The organism is Bradyrhizobium sp. LA6.1 (assembly GCF_040547805.1).
Classification (GTDB): domain Bacteria; phylum Pseudomonadota; class Alphaproteobacteria; order Rhizobiales; family Xanthobacteraceae; genus Bradyrhizobium; species Bradyrhizobium barranii.
In genome coordinates, this window is sequence record NZ_JBEPQK010000020.1 from 170,181 (window position 1) to 187,877 (window position 17,697).

Consider the following 17,697-nt stretch of genomic DNA (forward strand, 5'->3'; position numbering starts at 1 on the left):
CCGGCGGCGGGGGTATTGCCCCTAAAGCATACAAGGGGGCGATCAACAACCCGGCGACTTGGCGCAGTGGCGCTGGCAATTCGTGGAATCGGGACGATATAAGGTGGAACACGGCGAGCGATGCGGCGCGCCTTTCTTCTCCCTCTCCCCGTTCTTACGGGGAGAGGTAAAGAGGGGGCGCAGCGCGAGTACGAGATGATGAGGACCGAGTGACACAAGCCAAGACACCTTCCCAGCCCCCCGTCGCCCCGCGCCGGCCGCATTCCTTCACGCGGCACGGGATCACCGTGACCGACGACTATGCCTGGCTGAAGGATGAGAAATGGCAGGAGGTGCTGCGCGATCCCGCCGTGCTCGATCCCGACATTCGCAAATATCTCGATGAAGAGAACGGCTACACCGAGAGCCTGCTCGGCCACACCTCGTCACTTCAGAAGACGCTGGTGCGCGAGATGCGCGGGCGGATCAAGGAGGACGATTCCAGTGTGCCCTCGCCCGACGGCCCGTTCGCCTATTTCCGCAGGTTTCGCGAGGGTGGGCAGCACGAATTGTTCGGCCGCATGCCGCGCGACGGTGGCGAGGGCCATATCGTGCTCGACGGCGATGCGCTCGCGAAGGACCACAAATATTTCAAGTTCGGCGGCAGCCGCCACTCGAACGATCACAAGCTGCAAGCCTGGAGCGCCGACACCAAGGGCTCGGAGTATTTTTCCATCCGCGTCCGCGACTGGGCCACGGGCAAGGATCTTGACGATTTGGTCGAGGAAACCGACGGCGGCATCGTCTGGAGCAAGGATTGCAGAAGCTTCTTCTACGTGAAGCTCGACGACAACCATCGCCCGATGCAGGTGTGGCGGCACAAGCTCGGCACCAGGCAGGCCGACGACACGCTCGTCTATGAGGAGCAAGATTCCGGCTGGTTCACCCATCTGCATGAGAGCACCAGCGGCCGCTTCTGCGTGATCGCGGGCGGCGATCACGAGACTTCCGAGCAGCGGCTGATCGACCTCGCCCACCCCGAGGCGCCGCCGCGCCTGGTCGCGACGCGCGAGGACGGCGTGCAATATTCGCTGGCCGATCGCGGCGACGAGCTGTTCATCCTGACCAATGCCGACGACGCCATCGACTTCAAGATCGTCACCGCACCGCTGGCTTCGCCCGAGCGCAAGAACTGGCGCGACCTGATCCCGTATCGTCCCGGCATCTACATCATCGACCTCGATCTCTATGCCGGCCATCTGGTGCGGCTGGAGCGCGCCAATGCTCTGCCGTCGATCGTGATCCGCGATCTCACGGCGAGTGAGGAGCACGCCATCGCCTTCGACGAGGCCGCCTATTCGCTCGACACGATGGGCTCCTACGAATTCGAGACGACGAATTTGCGCTTCGCCTATTCGTCGATGACGACGCCGTCGGAAGTCTATGACTACGACATGGTCAAGCGCACGCGGACCTTACGCAAGCGCCAGGAGATCCCGTCGGGCCACGATGCGGCCGACTATGTCACGACGCGCATCATGGCCAAGGCGCATGACGGCGCCGAGGTGCCGGTGTCGATCCTCTATCGCCGCGGGCTGAAGCTCGATGGCTCGGCGCCGCTGCTGCTTTACGGCTACGGCTCCTACGGCATGGCGATGCCGGCATCGTTCAACGCCAATCGCCTGTCACTGGTCGACCGCGGCTTTGTTTACGCCATCGCCCATATCCGCGGCGGCGCCGACAAGGGCTGGGGCTGGTATCTCGACGGCAAGCGCGAGAAGAAGACCAACTCGTTCGACGATTTTTCCACCAGCGCCCGGGCGCTGATCGATGCGAAATACACCAGCGCAAAACGCATCGTCGGCCATGGCGGCTCGGCCGGCGGCATGCTGATGGGGGCGGTGGCCAACCGTGCCGGCGAGCTGTTCGCGGGCATCGTCGCCGAAGTGCCGTTCGTCGACGTGCTCAACACCATGCTCGACGACACGCTGCCGCTGACGCCGCCGGAATGGCCGGAGTGGGGCAACCCGATCGAGAGTGAGAAGGATTTTCGCACGATCCTGTCCTACTCGCCGTATGACAACGTCGCGGCCAAGGACTATCCGGCGATCCTCGCGATGGGCGGCCTGACCGATCCGCGCGTGACCTATTGGGAGCCGGCCAAATGGATCGCGCGCCTGCGCGCGACCATGAGCGGCGGCGGCCCGGTATTGCTCCGCACCAACATGGGCGCCGGCCACGGCGGCGCATCGGGGCGTTTTGACCGGCTCGATGAAGTCGCAATCGTCTATGCGTTCGCGCTTTGGGCAGCGGGGATGCCGGAGGCGTGACCTTGTAGCCCGGATGGAGCGCAGCGAAATCCGGGATTCGTGCAGACGGCAAGACCGCCCCGGATTGCGCTGTGCTCCATCCGGGCTACGGGCCTCTCCCCGCACGCGGGGAGAGGCGAAGGAATTCGGCAGCTCTGTAGGGTGGGCAAAGGCGCATCGCGCCGTGCCCACCATTTTTCAGCAATTGCGACGAGAGCGGTGGGCACGCTTCGCTTTGCCCACCCTACGGCAGCTTAGCTGGTCAGCTCTGCCTCACACCGCCCCATGCGCCTCGACGTACAGCGCATACACCGAGTGGCTGCTCGCCATATAAAGCCGGTTGTTCTTCGGGCCGCCGAAGCAGAGGTTGGCGCAACGTTCGGGCAGCTTGATGAAGGCGAGCGGCTTGCCGTCCGCGTTGAACACCATCACGCCGTCGAGATCTTCCGACTTGCCCCTGAGCTGAAAGACCTTGCGGCCGCCGATGTCGGTGGGTTCGGATTGCAGCGCGCCGTTGGAGCCCCAGCCGCACCAGAGATTGCCGTCGCGATCGACGCGAAAACCATCGAGCGAGGCCTGGTCGGCGGCATCGATCAGCTTGGTCTTGCCGCTCAAGCTGCCGTCGTCGCCGACATTGTAGCTCCAGATGCTGCGGTTGGGCGTGCCCTTCCATTCGACGATGTAGAGCTTCTTCTCGTCCGGCGAGAAGGCGAGGCCGTTGGGATTGACGAGGTCGGTGAGGACGGCGCTGATCTTGCCGTCCTTGGCGATGCGATAGACGTTGGTGGTGGCCTGCTCGGACTTCTCCTTGTTGCCTTCCCACTCGCCGTTGATGCCGAACAAGGGATCGGTGAACCAGATGCTGTCGTCGGACTTCACCACGATGTCGTTCGGCGCGTTCAGCCGCTTGCCCTCGAACTTGTCGGCGAGAACCGTGATTTTGCCGTCCTTCTCGGTGCGGGTGATGCGGCGGGTGACGGAGTGCTCGCAAGTGACGAGGCGGCCCTGGCGGTCGCGCGCATTGCCGTTAGCGTAATTGGCGTTGGCGCGGAACACGCTGGTCTGCCCGGTCTTCTCGTCGAACTTCATGATCCGGTTGTTGGGAATGTCCGAGAACAGGAGATAACCGCCCTCGGGGAAATAAGCGGGGCCTTCGGCCCAGCGCATGCCAGTCGCGACCTGCTCGACCGTTGAGGAATAGAGCCGGTATTTTCCAAAGCTCGGATCGAGGATCTGGACGGCGGGATCGGGGTAGCGCTGGTTGGGCGTGAACGGAAACGACTGGGCACCGGCGGTGCGGGCGAGAAGTGCGGACGCCGCCGCCGCACCGGCGCCGGCCATGAGACTACGTCGCGTGAGATTCATAAGTATCCTCCCTGCTCGATAAAAGGCCGGCGCTTGATGCGCCGGCTCGTTTCTTGACGTGACTTAGCTTCGGCCTAGCGGCCGTTCTTCTTCCGCCATTCCGCGAAGTCGGTGAGCGTCTGCGGATCGGTGGCGGGATAGAGCCCAAAAATGCCGCGGCCGTTGCCGACTTCCTCGGTGACGAAATCCTCGAACGCCGTCATCTCAAAGGTTTCGTTCGCGATCTCGTCGGCGAGATGCGCGGGGATCACGATGACGCCGTCGCTGTCGCCGAGAATGACGTCGCCCGGAAATACCGGCGCATCGCCACAACCGATCGGTACGTTGATCTCGATCGCCTGGTGCAGCGTGAGATTCGTCGGCGCCGAGGGGCGATGGTGATAGGCGGGGATGCCGAGCTTGGCGATCTCGGCGGAATCGCGAAAGCCGCCGTCGGTGACGACGCCGGCGACGCCGCGCTTCATCAATCGCGTCACCAGGATCGCACCGGCCGAGGCCGCGCGCGCGTCCTTGCGGCTGTCCATCACCAGCACGCTGCCGGGCGGACAATCCTCGATCGCCTTGCGCTGCGGGTGGGAGCGGTCCTTGAAGACGTCGATGGTGTTGAGATCCTCGCGCGCCGGCATGTAGCGCAGCGTGAAGGCCTCGCCGACCATGGTCGGCTGGTCGGCGCCGAGCGGGTGCACGTCCTGGATCATCTGGATGCGCAGCCCGCGCTTGAACAGCGCGGTGGCGACGGTGGCGGTGGAGACGGATTTGAGTTTTGTGCGGGTGGCTTCGGTGAGTTTTGTCATGTGTATCCTCTTGTCATTCCGGGGCGCCGCGCAGCGGCGAGCCCGGAATCCATCGGGCCGCACGCAACGCGGTGAAATGGGTTCCGGGTTCGCGCTACGCGTGCCCCGGAACGACGGTCAGTAAATCGACGGCTCGCCGATCGGCGCGCCGAAATCGGTCTCCAGGAAGTCGAAGTCGCAGCCGTCATTGGCCTGCTTGATGTGTTTGGTGAACATCCAGCCATAGCCGCGCTCGAAGCGGCGCTCGGGCTGCTTCCAGGCGGCGCGACGCTTTTCGAGCTCGGCTTCGGACACATCGAGGTTGATAGTGCGCGCGGCGACGTCGAGCGTGATGCGGTCGCCATTCCGCACCAGCGCCAGCGGGCCGCCGACATAGGATTCGGGCGCAACGTGCAAAATGCAGGCGCCATAGCTGGTGCCGCTCATGCGCGCGTCCGAGATCCGCACCATGTCGCGCACGCCCTGCTTCACGAGCTTGGTCGGGATCGGCAGCATGCCCCACTCCGGCATGCCCGGCCCGCCCTGCGGCCCTGCATTGCGCAGGATGAGGATGTGATCCTCGGTGACATCGAGGTTGGGATCGTCGACCGCCTTCTTCATCGACGGATAGTCGTCGAACACCAGCGCAGGCCCGGTGTGCTTGAGGAAGCGCGGCGCACAGGCACTCGGCTTGATGACGCAGCCATCGGGCGCGAGATTGCCCTTGAGCACGGCGAGCGCGCCTTCCTTGTAGATGGGGTTATCGACGCCGCGGATGACATCGGCATTGTGCACTTCGGCGCCTTCGATGTTTTCGCCGACCGTCTGGCCGGTGACGGTGATGCAGTCGAGATGCAGATGCGGCTTGATCTGGCTCATCAGCGCCGGCAGGCCGCCGGCATAGAAGAAGTCTTCCATCAGATAGGCATCGCCGCTCGGTCGGACGTTGGCGATCACGGGCACCTTGCGGCTCGCCTTCTCGAAATCGTCGAGGCCGATGTCGAGGCCGGCGCGGCGGGCCTGCGCGATCAGATGGATGATCGCGTTGGTCGAGCAGCCCATCGCCATGGCGACCGCAATCGCGTTCTCGAACGCCTTGCGGGTCTGGATCGTCTTCGGCGTCAAATCCTCCCACACCATCTCGACGATGCGCCGGCCGCATTCCGACGCCATGCGGATGTGGTTGGCGTCGGCGGCCGGAATCGAGGAGGCGCCGGGCAGCGTCATGCCGATCGCCTCGGCAATCGCGGTCATGGTCGAGGCGGTGCCCATGGTCATGCAGGTGCCGTAGCTCCGCGCGATGCCGGCTTCGATATCGAGCCAGTCCTTGTCGGAGATCTTGCCGGCGCGCCGCTCGTCCCAGTATTTCCAACCGTCGGAGCCCGAGCCGAGCGTCTTGCCCTTCCAATTGCCGCGCAGCATCGGACCCGCGGGCAGATAGATCGCGGGAATGTTCATCGAGGTCGCGCCGAGCAGCAGCGCCGGCGTGGTCTTGTCGCAGCCGCCCATCAGCACCACGCCGTCGACGGGATGGCTGCGCAACAGCTCCTCGGCGTCCATCGCCAGCAGATTGCGATAGAGCATCGTGGTCGGCTTCAGCAGCGATTCCGACAGCGACAGCGCCGGCAGCTCGATCGGCAGGCCGCCGGCCATCAGGATGCCGCGCTTGACGTCGTCGACGCGCGACTTGAAGTGCATGTGGCAGGGCTGCGCGTCCGACCAGGTGTTGAGGATCGCGATGATCGGGCGGTCCTTCCACTCCTCCGGGGCGTAGCCCATCTGCATGGTGCGGGAGCGGTGGCCGAACGAGCGGAGGTCGTCGGGCGCGAACCAGCGCGCGCTGCGGAGCTGGTCGGGCGTGATTTTCTTCTTGGTCATGATTGGGTGCCCCATTTCTGGACGGTGTTCCGCTCGATGGCGCGGAAAATCAGGTTCTCGACAAAAAGCCCGATGATAATCACCATCAAGAGGCCCGCGAACACTGCGGGTATGTCGAGGAGATTGCGGTTCTCGAAGATGAACCAGCCAAGCCCGCCCTGGCCCGAAGACACGCCGAACACCAGCTCGGCCGCGATCAGGGTACGCCATGCAAAGGCCCAGCCGATCTTGAGGCCGGTGAGAATCGAGCCGAACGCGGCGGGGATGAGGATTTTTGCGACGTAGGGCAGCCCGCGCAGGCCGTAATTGCGGCCGACCATGCGCAGCGTGTTGGACACGCTCTTGAAGCCGGAATGGGTGTTGAGCGCGACCGGCCACAGCACCGAATGGATTAGCACGAAGACGAGGCTGCCATTGCCGAGCCCGAACCAGATCAAAGCGAGCGGCAACAGCGCGATCGCCGGCAACGGGTTGAACATCGCCGTGACCGTTTCGAGGAAATCGGTGCCGATCCGCGTCGAGATGGCGAGCACGGTGAAGATCGCGGCGAGCACGATGCCGGCCGAATAGCCCATGAAAAGGACTTTCAGCGAAGCCCAGGCGCGCATCGGAATGGTGCCGTCTTTCACGCGGTCCCAAAGCGTCACGATGGTGTCGTGCAGCGTTGGAAACAGCAGCGGATTGTCGAGGGCGACGCCATAGGCTTCCCAGACCGCTGCCAGAAACAGGATGATGACGGTCTTGCGGACAAAACCGTCGTTCCACAACAGCTCCGGCACGCTCAGCTTGCGCTCGACCTCGCCCGCAGAGCCGGTCGCGGCAACCGACGCATCACGCAGCAATATTCTCGCTTCGCCCATGACAGGCTCCCTCAATGCGCCGTGGCTTCGGCCGCGAACAGGAGATCGTGGATCTCCTTCTCCAGCCGGCCGGCGCTGCCGTCTCCATTCGAGACCTTGTCGACATCCACGACCTCGGCCTTGACCCGGCCGGGATGCGGCGACAGCAGCAGGATGCGGTTGCCGATGCGGATCGCTTCCGCGATGGAATGCGTCACGAACAGCACCGTAAATTTGGTCTCGCTCCAGAGCTGAAGCAGCTCGTCCTGGCAGGTGCGCCGCGTCAGCGCGTCGAGCGCGGCGAACGGCTCGTCCATCAGCAGGATATCGGGCTCCATCGCCATGCCGCGCGCAATCGCAACGCGCTGCTTCATGCCGCCGGACAGCGTGTGCGGATAGGCGTCGACGACGCGGGTGAGGCCGACCTTCTCGATATAGGCCCGTGCGCGGGCCTCGGCGTCCTTGCGCGACAGCTTTCGCGCGGTCAGCAGCGGGAACATCACGTTGGCAAGCACGCTCTTCCAGGGCAGGAGCTGGTCGAACTCCTGGAAGATCATCATGCGGTCGGCGCCGGGACCGTGGATCTCGCGATCGTTGATGGTCATGCGGCCCTCGCTCGGCGTCATATAGCCGCCGACGGCCTTGAGCAGGGTCGACTTGCCGCAGCCGGACGGCCCGAGCAGCACGAAGCGGTCGGACCTGTCGACGGTGAAGCTGACCCTTTCGGTGGCGGTGACGACCGCGCTGGAGGTCTTGTAGCGCAGCGTCACCCCGTTGACGTCGAGCAGCGCCATCAGTTGCCTTTCAGGTCGTGCGCGACGGGGAGATAATAGTCGGTCCAGGCCTTGGGCTGATTCTTCAGCGTGCCGGTCTTGAACAGATGGGCTGCGAATTTCATCGTGCCCTGCGGCTCGAGATTCCATTCCATCATGCCGGGCTCCTTCAGGAGATCGAGCAGCTCTTCCACCGAGGTCTTGTCACCGGTGATCTCCTTGTAGATCTCGACCGCCTGTTTGGTGTCGCTGCGGATCAGATCCTGCGCTTCCTTGGTGGCATCGCGCACCGCCTGGATGATCTTCGGATTGGCATCGGCGAATTTGGTCGTGGTGAAGAACTGCGCCTGGCTCAGCGGACCGCCCATCACATCAGGCGAGTTCAGCACGACATGCGCGCCCGGCACGTTCTTCAGCTCGAGGAAGGTGAAAGGCGGGATCGAGAAGTGGGTGTGGACCTCGTGCTTCGAATTGGACAGCGCCGCATAGGCGTCGGGATGGCCAAGCTGCACGGTGTTGGCGTCCAGCTTCGACCATTGGTCGGCACCAAAGGCCTCGGCGGCCGCGATCTGAAGCACGATCGCCTGGGTCGAGACTTTTACGGTCGGCACCGCGATCTTGTCGCTCGGACCAAAATCCTTGATCGACTTGATGTTGGCGTCGCGGCTGATCAGCGTCATCGGCTGCGCCGAGGTCGCGACGATGCCCTTCACGCCGCCGCGGGTGCGGTCCCACAGCAGCAGCAGATTACCGGTGCCGGTGTTGAGGATGTCGACGCCGCCCGCGAGCAGCGCATCGGTCTGCGCGCCGCCGCCGGAAAAGGTCACCCATTTGGTGGTGACGCCGGGTACGCCGAGCGAAGCTGCGTGCTTCTCGATCAGCTTCTGCCTTTCCATGATGTGGCTCGGCATGTAGAAAATGCCGGGTTGGCGCGACAGCGAGATCTCGGATTTCTGCTGCGCATGCGCCGCGGATGCCGGCAGGACGGTTGCGGCGATCAGGGCGGTAGCCGCAAGCTTGCTACGAAGATGCTTGATCATTGTTGTGTGTTTCCTCCGGCCAGCGTCGAGCTGCGTTGACCCTGCTGATGCACTAATATATTAGTGCATCAAAGGCAAGCCCGCGGGACCCGCCATGGAAGCAACCGATACCGCGCCGCGCGCGGCACGACCCGCCCGGCTCGACCGCGCCCGCCAGGCCGCGCCGCAGGTGTTCGAGCGGCTGCGCAATGCGATCATCGCCCTGGAGCTGCCGCCGGGCGCCCCCCTGTCACGCGCCGAGCTCGCCGGCCAGTTCGGCGTCAGCTCGACACCGGTGCGCGATGCGCTGATGCGGCTGGAGGAGGAAGGGCTCGTCGACGTGTTTCCGCAGCACGCGACCGTGGTCAGCCGGGTCGACGTCGGCCGCGCCGAGCAGGCCCATTTCCTGCGCCAGGCGCTGGAGCTCGAAATCGTCCGGATGCTTGCGGAACAGCATGACCAGGCCCTGGTCATCCGCCTTGACCACGCGATCGCGCTCCAGCAGCAATTCGCCAAGGCCGGGGACTTCGAGAGCTTCATCGCCGGCGACAATGATTTTCACGCGCAGCTCTACGCCGCCGCCGGAAAGCAAGACCTGTGGACGCTGGTGCGCAGCCGCAGCGGGCATATCGACCGGCTGCGCCGGCTGCATCTGCCCTCGCCCGGCAAGGCCCAGAACATCGTCCGCCACCACAAGCTGATCACGCGCGCGATCGAGGCCGGAGACGCCGACGCCGCGCAACAGCATCTGCGCAAGCACCTGTCGGGCACGCTCAGCGAGCTCGACAAGATCCGGAGCCACCATCCCGAATACCTGACCGATTAGGCCCGCGACACGATCCGGGCGTGCGTCAGGGACCGCATGTGCACGTAAGCATGCATATGGCCGACCTCGCCGGAATCGCGCGAGGCGGACAAGGTGTCCGCCGCGAAGTGCTTGCAGGCCGGACGGAAACCGCGCAACAATTTCGCATTTGATGCTTTGATTTGGGGTCGCTGGAACGTCCCATCCGGCCCGGAGGGTTTCAGACGTGGCCAACATCCTGATTGTGGATGACGACCCGGCCGTGCAGATCACGATCCGGCTGATCCTGGAGAGGGCCGGCCATCACGTCACCGCCGCCGGCGACGGCCACACGGGGCTTGCGCTGTTCGAGGCGAGCCGGTTCGACCTCCTGTTCCTCGACATATTCATGCCCGGCATGGACGGACTGGAGACGATGCGCCACATCCGGGTGCTGCAGCCGGCCCTTCCGATCATCGTCATTTCCGGCCGCGCCGTCGCGCCGGACGCGTATGCCGAGCCGGACTTTCTGAAGATGGCGACCAAGCTCGGCGCGGTCGCAAGTCTGCAGAAGCCGTTCCGGCCGGACGCCTTGCTCGCCGCTGTCGACGGCTGCCTCACATCCGCGCCACAAGCCAATGCCGCCTCCGGCAGCCGATGACGGGGCGATCCATGTTGCAGCGTAGCAGGACATTCGGGACCGCTCGCGACGCGGCGCGAAGGCCGATATGACCCTCGCGACCCGGCTGGCCATCGCAATGATCCTGCTGGTCGCGGCTGCGGTCGCCGCTGTCGGATGGCTGAGCCATTACAGCCTGGAACAAGCGTTCCTGCCGCGCGTGCTCGACCGTATCGAGGGCCACTCGCGGCTCCTGGCCTCGCAACTCGAAGCGCATGTGAACGGCGCTCGCGCCGACGTTGCGACGTTCCGCTCCCGTGCCGCCGCGCGCGGCATGATCGATGCCCATTTCAACGACGGGGTCGATCCGGTCGATCACCTCTCGGAGAAGACCTGGCGCGACCGCTTGCTGACGCGCCTCGTGGCCGACGTCGGCGCCAACCCGGCCTACGCAAAATTCCGCATCATCGGTGCCGACGGCGTCGAGTATCTGCGCGTCGACCGCTCCGGCCCGAACGGAGCGGTGCGTGCGGTTCCCGACGATGCCTTGCAGAACAAGGGCGAGCGCTCATTCTTCCAGGCGGCGATCAAGCTGGCAGAAGACCAGGTCAGCGTCTCCCCGGTCGAACTGGACGTCGACGACGGCGTGGTTCAGATGCCCTATGTTTCGACCTTGCGCGTCGCGGCGCCCCTGTTTGGGTCCGATCACCGGCTGTTCGGCATCGTCGTCGTCAATGTCGACATGCGCCAGGTGTTCGACCGTATCAGGATATCGATCCGGAACGGTGAAGCGGTCTATGTGGTCGGCCGTAACGGCGATTATCTCGTGCATCCGGATCGCACCCGCGAGTTCGGTTCGCAACTGGGGACACCAACACGCTGGCAGGACGACTTCCCCTATTTCGCAGCCATCACCGGATCGACGCTGGGCGCGACCCAGGTCGTACCGGGCAGTGACGGCAAGCCGAGCGGCACCGCGATCGCGCCCGCAATCCTGGCCGAGGACCAGTGGGTCGGTGTCATCCGCGTCGTGCCCAACGCCGTCTTCATGGCGCCGGCCGTCACCATCGAGAAATCGACCATCACGATCGGAATCATCGCGGTGCTGGTCGCCGCCATACTGGCCGTGCTGCTGGCGCGGTCGTTGACCCGGCCGATCGGGCAGCTCACTGCGGCGGTCGAGTGGCTCGGTCGGGACAATTCCATCAGAATTCCAACCGACGCCCCCGGCGAGACCGGTGTGCTGGCGCGGGCATTTGCCCGTCTGATCGATGAAATGCGGGCGAAGACGGCAGCGCTGGAGCATGAGGTCGAGGAGCGGCGGCGCACCGAGGCCGCGCGCGACCAGCTTGCCGTCCGCGAACGCCTGTTCAGCGCGGCGGTCGAATCCTCCGACGATTCGATCGTCATGCAGACGCTCGACGGCATCATCATCGGGTGGAATGCGGCGGCCGAGCGCCTCTACGGCTATACGGCCGAGGAAGCGGTCGGACAGCCGACCTTGATCCTCCTGCCACCCGATCGCAGCGAAGAGGGCAAGGACTATCTGCGGCGGATTGCGACGGGCGAGCGGATCGAGCATTTCGAAACGGTGCGCCTGCGCAAGGACGGCAGTCCGGTCGAAATCTCGGTGAGCCTGTCACCGATCAGGGACGATTCGGGCGAGATCATCGGCGCGTCCGGCACGGCGCGCCGCCTGACCGATGCGCGACGGACCGAGCGCGCGCTGCAACAGCAGATCGAGGAACGGCGGCAGCTGTTCGACGCCTCGGAAGATCTGATCATGATCATGGATTCGCGGGGCCATATCGTGCAGGTCAGCCCGAGCAGCCAGGCCGTGCTCGGCTACCCGCCGGACGAGATGATCGGCCGCAGCGGCGTCGATTTCATCCATCCCGCGCATCTCGAGCAATCCCGCGAGGAGATGCGCGCGCTCCGGCGCGGCGGGCACCCGAGGCTCGCCGACACCCGCTGCATCCATAAGGACGGACGCGAGGTCTGGCTGTCCTGGCTCGGCAACTGGTCAGATCAGGCCAAGCGCTTCTTCTTCGTTGGACGCGACATGACCGAGGCGCGGCGCGCGGAAGAGTCCTTGCGCGAAAGCGAGCTGCTCGCGCGCAATATCGTCGAGACCGCGCTCGACGCCTTCGTCCAGACCGACGAGCGCAGCACCATCCTGAACTGGAGCTCGCGGGCCGAGGAGCTGTTCGGCTGGCGGCGCGACGAAGCGCTGGGCAGGAATGGGGTCGACCTCATCGTCGCCGAGAGCGAGCGGGAGCGGGTCAAGGCCGGCCTCGCGCGCTTCCTCGATTCCCAGGACGGCCAGACGCTCAACCGCCGCCGCGAGCTCACGGTTCGCCGTCGCGACGGCAAGGAATTCAGGGCCGAGCTGAGCGTCACGGCGCTGAAACGCCGCGAAGGCATTCTGTTCAACGTGTTCTACCGCGACCTCACCGACAAGATCGCGTCCGAGGAGCGCATCCGCCACGCCGACAAGATGGAGGCTGTCGGCCAGCTCACCGGCGGCGTGGCGCATGACTTCAACAACATCCTCACCGTCATCACCGGGACGATCGAGATCCTGGCCGACGCGGTGGCGAAGGAGCCGGAGCTTGCGGCGATCACGAAGATGATCGACGAGGCCGCCGGGCGCGGCGCCGAGCTGACCCAGCACCTGCTCGCCTTCGCGCGCAAGCAGCCGCTCCAGCCGCGCGAGGTCGACATCAACGCGCTGATCATCGACACCGCAAAGCTGTTGCGCCCGACGCTGGGCGAGCAGATCCAGATCGAATCGGTGTTCGAGGACGAGAGCTGCGTCGCGATCGTCGACCCCAACCAGCTCACCACCGCGATCCTCAACCTCGCGCTCAATGCCCGCGACGCCATGCCCGGCGGCGGCAAGCTGATCGTGGAGACCGGCGCCGCCTATCTCGACGAGGTCTATGCCAGCGTCAACGACGTCAGGCCCGGACACTATGTGCTGATCGCCGTGAGCGATACCGGCACGGGCATTCCTGCGCACATGCTGGCCCGGGTGTTCGATCCGTTCTTCACCTCGAAGGGACCGGGCAAGGGCACCGGGCTCGGGCTGTCGATGGTCTACGGCTTCATCAAGCAGTCTACGGGCCACATCAAGATCTACAGCGAGGAAGGCCACGGGACCACGATCAAGATGTATCTGCCGCCCGGCAAGACGGCCGCGGCCGTGGGCGAAGGCGTGACGCCGTCGACGATCGAGGGCGGACACGAGACGATCCTCGTGGTCGAGGACGACCGGCTGGTGCGCGACTACGTGCTGGCGCAGCTGCATTCGCTCGGCTACGTCACCTTGCAGGCCGCGAACGCCGCGGAGGCGCTCGCGATCGTCGCCACCGGCAAGCCGTTCGACCTGCTGTTCACCGACGTCATCATGCCCGGCAAGTTGAACGGACGGCAGCTCGCCGACGAGGTGTCGAAGACGCGTCCGGACCTCAGGGTGGTCTACACCTCAGGCTATACGGAGAACGCGATCATCCATCATGGCCGGCTGGATTTAGGCGTGCTGCTGCTGGCGAAGCCGTATCGCAAATCCGATCTGGCGCGGATCATCCGCAAGGCGCTGAGCAGTTGAGGAACCGTGTCCCAGACAAGGCGCAGCGTGCAACGCTGCGGCGCAGAGCCGGGACCCAGAACTGTCAGCCGTGACATTGGAGAGATGGGCCCCGGCTCAGCAGCGCATCATTGCATGACGCGCTGCGTCCGGGGCACGAGAGAGATGGCCAGTCGCGTTACGACGCGCGCTGGGCCGCGGTCATCACGATGCGGATCAGATCGGCGGCGTTGCGCGCCCCGAGCTTCTTCATGATGTTGGCGCGATGGTCCTCGATGGTGCGTGGGCTGATGCCGAGCGTGCGGCCGGCTTCCTTGTTGGACGCACCGGAAGCGAACTGCTCGAGCACCTCGCGTTCACGCCGCGTCAACGGCTCGCGTCCGGGGAAGTGCAGCGAAGAGAATTTCGGCGATACGCTCTCTGCCTGCCTGCGTGCATAGGCTCCGATCGCCTCGTCCAGCCGGCCGACGATCTCGCTGCCGCGGAACGGCTTTTCGATGAAATCGAGCGCGCCGCTCTTGATGGCGCCCACCGCCATCGAGATGTCGCCCTGCCCGGAGATCATGAAGATCGGCGCCGGATAATCTTCGCCCTGCAGTTCCTTCAGAATGTCGAGGCCCGACTTTCCGGGAATGTGCACGTCGAGCAGGATCGCAGCCGGCGTACGGTTCCGCGCGACGGAGAGCAGCGCTGCGCCGTCCGCAAAACAGATCACCTCATAACCCGCCGCCTTCAACACCATCGACAAGGTGTCGCGAACCGCAGGGTCGTCGTCGACCACGAAGATTTCACCACGAGAGGTTTGCTCGGCCATGTGCCACATCCAGTTGGCATTACGGACTCGCGTCCGCGCCAACCGTTATGGCGTTCGGCGCGGATTCGGCCCACCCGTATTTGTACGGGACATAGACTTAACGCACAAGTAGCGGCATTGCGCCTAATTGCAGGAGACGGAGAATATCCATGCTAAATTTGGCCGATACGCCGCCGCTGGTCGCGACATCCGAGGCCGACAGCCAACGATTGATCGCCGCAGACCTTCGCTTGCTGATCGCACAGATCGAGACCAGTATGCGCCGGATCGCCGCAGCCATGGATCAAGAACACAGCAACGATCCGGAAGGTTCCGCCGACGTCTTCATACTCGACGACGTCACGCCGCGTTATGCCACCGCGAACGCCGCTCTCAACGCCTGCCGGGCAGGCCTCGGCCACGCCCTGCAATACCTGTCTGAATCCGGCAATCCGGCTTGAATTGCGACCGGCGCGGCGCAGTGCCCGCGTCCGATCGCATGGCAGCTCCGCGCCTCAGGCGCGGTGCCGTTCCACGATCGCGTCGGTAGCGACGCCACCCCAGGTGTGGATCGCCGGCAGCCCCATTGCGGTCTTGCCGAGATTGGCGAGGCTGATCCGCAGCGCGGCGAGATCGAGCGGCTTCGGCAGGCCCTGGAGCTGGATCCCGACGGAACGGGCGAAGCTGCGGGCGGCGCTGCGACGCTTGCCGTCCATACCGCTGATGACGATCACATGGCCTGCGAATTTCGCCGCCGCCATCTCGCGCAGCACGTCGATGCCGTCGCCATCCTCCAGCACGAGATCGAGCGTCACGCAGTCGAAGCGGGCGGCGCGGAGCTTCTCGATCGCCTCGGCGACGGACGGCGCCACCGTGACTTCATGGCCGGCCTGCCTGGCGGCGACCGTGATCAGGCTGCGCTGCGTGGCGTCGTCGTCGACCACCAGGAGCTGAAGCGCACGCCGCTCGGCGACGTCGGGCAGATTTGACGGGATGGGGGAGAGGGAACTTCGGGGCATTGCCGTATCCTGAGATTGAGACGGGCAATTGCTACACGGCTCGCGCTTAGGCCACGTAAAGCCGGTGCGGCGAATTCGTCCGGATGTTTTAGCAAATATGAACCAACGTCGCGGAAAGCGGCGACGGGGCGCGCGGGACGAGGCCTATCTGGTGATCACGCTGCCTCGTCACGGCCGCCGGCGGCGCCGCGCTTCTTCCGGTTCTTGCCGCGCAGGAACTGGATGTCCATTTCGGCACCGTTGACGCGCACCAGCTCGCAACGGCGATAGGCGAGTCCGGTCGACGACAGCAGCAGGAAGAATTCCTTCAGGTTCAATCCCTGGATCGAGCCATCCACGGTGAGGATGGCATCGGTGTCGGAAATCGCATTGAGCTTGCAGTCGCGCCGCCACGTGCCGTCGATCGCCATGATGCAGACATCATAGCCACGACTGAACGTGACGCGCTCCGCGCCCTTGCCATCCTCTGCCATGCCTATCGTCCTGCCAACACCGCCATGCGCGGCGGCGCGGCGCCGGCGAGAGCCGGTTTGGCTGCCGCTGCACGCGGGTCGTTCGGCTTGTAGAGGCCGCGACGATCCGGGATCGGCCTGAACGTGTCGGTCAGTCCGACCACGGTTTCGGCTGCACCCAGCACCAGGAAGCCGTCTCCCTCGATCTGGCGGGCGAGGCGGTTGAAGATGTTGATCTTGGTGTCCTGGTCGAAATAGATCAGCACGTTGCGGCAGAAGATGACGTCGAAGGTACCGAGCTGGGCAAAATCATGCAGCAGGTTGAGCTGCCGGTGCTGGATCATCGCGCGCAGCTCGGGATTGATCTGCCACGTCTCGCCGGTCTGCTTGAAATATTTCATCAGCATCTGGATCGGCAGGCCGCGCTGCACCTCGAACTGGCTATAGATGCCGGCCTTGGCCTTCTCGAGCACCTCCTGCGACAGGTCGGTCGCGATGATCTCGATGCGCCAGCCGGTCAGGGCCGCGCCCATCTCCTTCAGGCACATCGCCAGCGAATAGGGCTCCTGCCCGGTCGAGCCGGCGGCGCACCAGATGCGCACGCTCCGTCGGCCGGCGCGCGCCTTGATGACCTCAGGCATGATGGTGTCGCGGAAATGATCGAACGGGACCTTGTCGCGGAAGAAGAAGGTCTCGTTGGTGGTCATGGCTTCGACCACGCTGGTGACGAGCGCGCTCGAGCCGCCCTGCAGCTTCTGCACGAGCTCGCTGATCCCGGAGAGCCCGGCCTTGCGGGCGAGCGGCAACAACCGGCTTTCGATCAGATATTGCTTGTCTGCGGACAGATCGAGCCCGGAATGATCCCTCAGGAACTTACGCAGATACTCATACTCGGTCGGGGTCACGGATAGCCTCTCGGAAGCTGTACTGGGGACACTCTGGCTGAAACGCTCGGGCCAGATACTCAGGCCATGGCTTGTCCGACCGGGATCAAGCCGACTTCAGCGAACTTGTCGGCGATGATGTCTTTATCGAAGGGCTTCATAATGTACTCGTTGGCGCCGCCGCTGAGCGCCTGGGCGATATGAGCCACGTTGTTCTCGGTGGTGCAGAACACCACTTTCGGCTGGTCGCCGCCGGGCAGGCGGCGCATGTGGCCCATGAACTCGAAGCCGTCCATCACGGGCATGTTCCAGTCGAGCAGCACCGCATCGGGCAGCTGCCGCTGGCAGATCTCCAGCGCCTTCGAGCCGTCCTCGGCCTCGGTAACTTCGAATTCCAGGCCTTCCAGGATCCGGCGCGCGATCTTTCGCACGACGCTGGAATCATCGACCACCAAACATGTCTTCATTTTGGTTCTCCGGCTTCGATGTTTCGGTTAGCTCAGGCAGCCATTTGCACTTCGGTTTTAAGCTCGAGGACGCGATCGACGTCGAGGACGACCATGAGCTGGCCGTCGAGGCGGTGGACGCCGCCGGCGAGCTTGGCCATGCGGGGATCGAGGTT

General features: G+C 64.6%; 16 protein-coding genes and 1 pseudogene. 5 read left to right on the top strand and 12 right to left on the bottom strand.

The window, feature by feature from the left end; translation table 11 throughout:
- Positions 1-209: 209 nt before the first annotated feature.
- Positions 210-2,309 carry a S9 family peptidase gene (locus tag ABIB99_RS36245; protein ID WP_354180314.1) on the top strand — a complete coding sequence of 700 codons (2,100 nt, stop codon included), beginning with the start codon at positions 210-212 and terminating at the stop codon, positions 2,307-2,309.
- Positions 2,310-2,561: 252 nt separating this feature from the next.
- Here ABIB99_RS36245 and ABIB99_RS36250 read toward each other — a convergent pair whose 3' ends face one another.
- The 6 genes from ABIB99_RS36250 to ABIB99_RS36275 form a co-directional block, all read right to left on the bottom strand.
- Positions 2,562-3,653, bottom strand: a complete 1,092-nt coding sequence (locus ABIB99_RS36250) for an SMP-30/gluconolactonase/LRE family protein (protein WP_063980475.1) — start codon at positions 3,651-3,653, stop codon at positions 2,562-2,564.
- A gap of 74 nt (positions 3,654-3,727) precedes the next feature.
- On the bottom strand, positions 3,728-4,447 hold the full coding sequence (locus ABIB99_RS36255; RefSeq protein ID WP_063980474.1) for a ribonuclease activity regulator RraA: 720 nt from the start codon (positions 4,445-4,447) through the stop codon (positions 3,728-3,730).
- 117 nt (positions 4,448-4,564) lie between these two features.
- A complete protein-coding gene (gene araD, locus ABIB99_RS36260) occupies positions 4,565-6,304 on the bottom strand; it encodes an L-arabinonate dehydratase (RefSeq protein WP_354180317.1) in 1,740 nt (579 codons plus the stop codon).
- The gene (locus ABIB99_RS36265; RefSeq protein WP_354180319.1) at positions 6,301-7,164 is read right to left on the bottom strand and encodes an ABC transporter permease; all 864 of its coding nucleotides are present in this window, start codon (positions 7,162-7,164) and stop codon (positions 6,301-6,303) included. The genes araD and ABIB99_RS36265 overlap by 4 nt, the downstream gene beginning before the upstream one ends.
- A gap of 11 nt (positions 7,165-7,175) precedes the next feature.
- The gene (locus ABIB99_RS36270) at positions 7,176-7,937 is read right to left on the bottom strand and encodes an ABC transporter ATP-binding protein (protein ID WP_354180321.1); all 762 of its coding nucleotides are present in this window, start codon (positions 7,935-7,937) and stop codon (positions 7,176-7,178) included.
- Positions 7,937-8,956: an ABC transporter substrate-binding protein gene (locus tag ABIB99_RS36275; protein ID WP_354180323.1), complete on the bottom strand. Its 1,020-nt coding sequence runs from the start codon at positions 8,954-8,956 to the stop codon at positions 7,937-7,939. The genes ABIB99_RS36270 and ABIB99_RS36275 overlap by 1 nt, the downstream gene beginning before the upstream one ends.
- A 94-nt stretch (positions 8,957-9,050) precedes the next feature.
- On the opposite strand from ABIB99_RS36275, the gene ABIB99_RS36280 reads away from it, so the two are divergent.
- The 3 genes from ABIB99_RS36280 to ABIB99_RS36290 all read left to right on the top strand — a co-directional run bounded on the left by ABIB99_RS36280 (position 9,051) and on the right by ABIB99_RS36290 (position 13,948).
- Entirely contained in the window at positions 9,051-9,761 is a 711-nt protein-coding gene (locus ABIB99_RS36280) for a GntR family transcriptional regulator (protein ID WP_354180325.1), read from the top strand.
- Positions 9,762-9,966: 205 nt separating this feature from the next.
- On the top strand, positions 9,967-10,380 hold the full coding sequence (locus tag ABIB99_RS36285; RefSeq protein ID WP_166346559.1) for a response regulator: 414 nt from the start codon (positions 9,967-9,969) through the stop codon (positions 10,378-10,380).
- 67 nt (positions 10,381-10,447) lie between these two features.
- Positions 10,448-13,948 carry a PAS domain S-box protein gene (locus ABIB99_RS36290; protein WP_354180327.1) on the top strand — a complete coding sequence of 1,167 codons (3,501 nt, stop codon included), beginning with the start codon at positions 10,448-10,450 and terminating at the stop codon, positions 13,946-13,948.
- 157 nt (positions 13,949-14,105) lie between these two features.
- On the opposite strand, the gene ABIB99_RS36295 is transcribed toward ABIB99_RS36290, so the two are convergent.
- Positions 14,106-14,741, bottom strand: a complete 636-nt coding sequence (locus tag ABIB99_RS36295) for a response regulator transcription factor (protein ID WP_071916993.1) — start codon at positions 14,739-14,741, stop codon at positions 14,106-14,108.
- Positions 14,742-14,890: 149 nt separating this feature from the next.
- Here ABIB99_RS36295 and ABIB99_RS36300 point away from each other — a divergent pair, with 149 nt between their 5' ends.
- The gene (locus ABIB99_RS36300; RefSeq protein ID WP_063980465.1) at positions 14,891-15,181 is read left to right on the top strand and encodes a hypothetical protein; all 291 of its coding nucleotides are present in this window, start codon (positions 14,891-14,893) and stop codon (positions 15,179-15,181) included.
- Between the two features lie 54 nt (positions 15,182-15,235).
- On the opposite strand, the gene ABIB99_RS36305 is transcribed toward ABIB99_RS36300, so the two are convergent.
- From ABIB99_RS36305 to ABIB99_RS36325, 5 genes and pseudogenes are all read right to left on the bottom strand, one after another.
- Positions 15,236-15,739, bottom strand: coding sequence for a response regulator (locus tag ABIB99_RS36305; protein ID WP_071908597.1), 504 nt, complete (start codon positions 15,737-15,739; stop codon positions 15,236-15,238).
- A gap of 155 nt (positions 15,740-15,894) precedes the next feature.
- Positions 15,895-16,212: a hypothetical protein gene (locus ABIB99_RS36310; RefSeq protein ID WP_014490546.1), complete on the bottom strand. Its 318-nt coding sequence runs from the start codon at positions 16,210-16,212 to the stop codon at positions 15,895-15,897.
- Positions 16,213-16,214: 2 nt separating this feature from the next.
- On the bottom strand, positions 16,215-17,096 hold the full coding sequence (locus tag ABIB99_RS36315) for a CheR family methyltransferase (RefSeq protein WP_354180331.1): 882 nt from the start codon (positions 17,094-17,096) through the stop codon (positions 16,215-16,217).
- A gap of 59 nt (positions 17,097-17,155) precedes the next feature.
- A complete protein-coding gene (locus ABIB99_RS36320) occupies positions 17,156-17,542 on the bottom strand; it encodes a response regulator (protein WP_354180333.1) in 387 nt (128 codons plus the stop codon).
- A gap of 32 nt (positions 17,543-17,574) precedes the next feature.
- Positions 17,575-17,697 (bottom strand): annotated as a pseudogene (locus ABIB99_RS36325) (chemotaxis protein CheW); the annotation flags it as partial.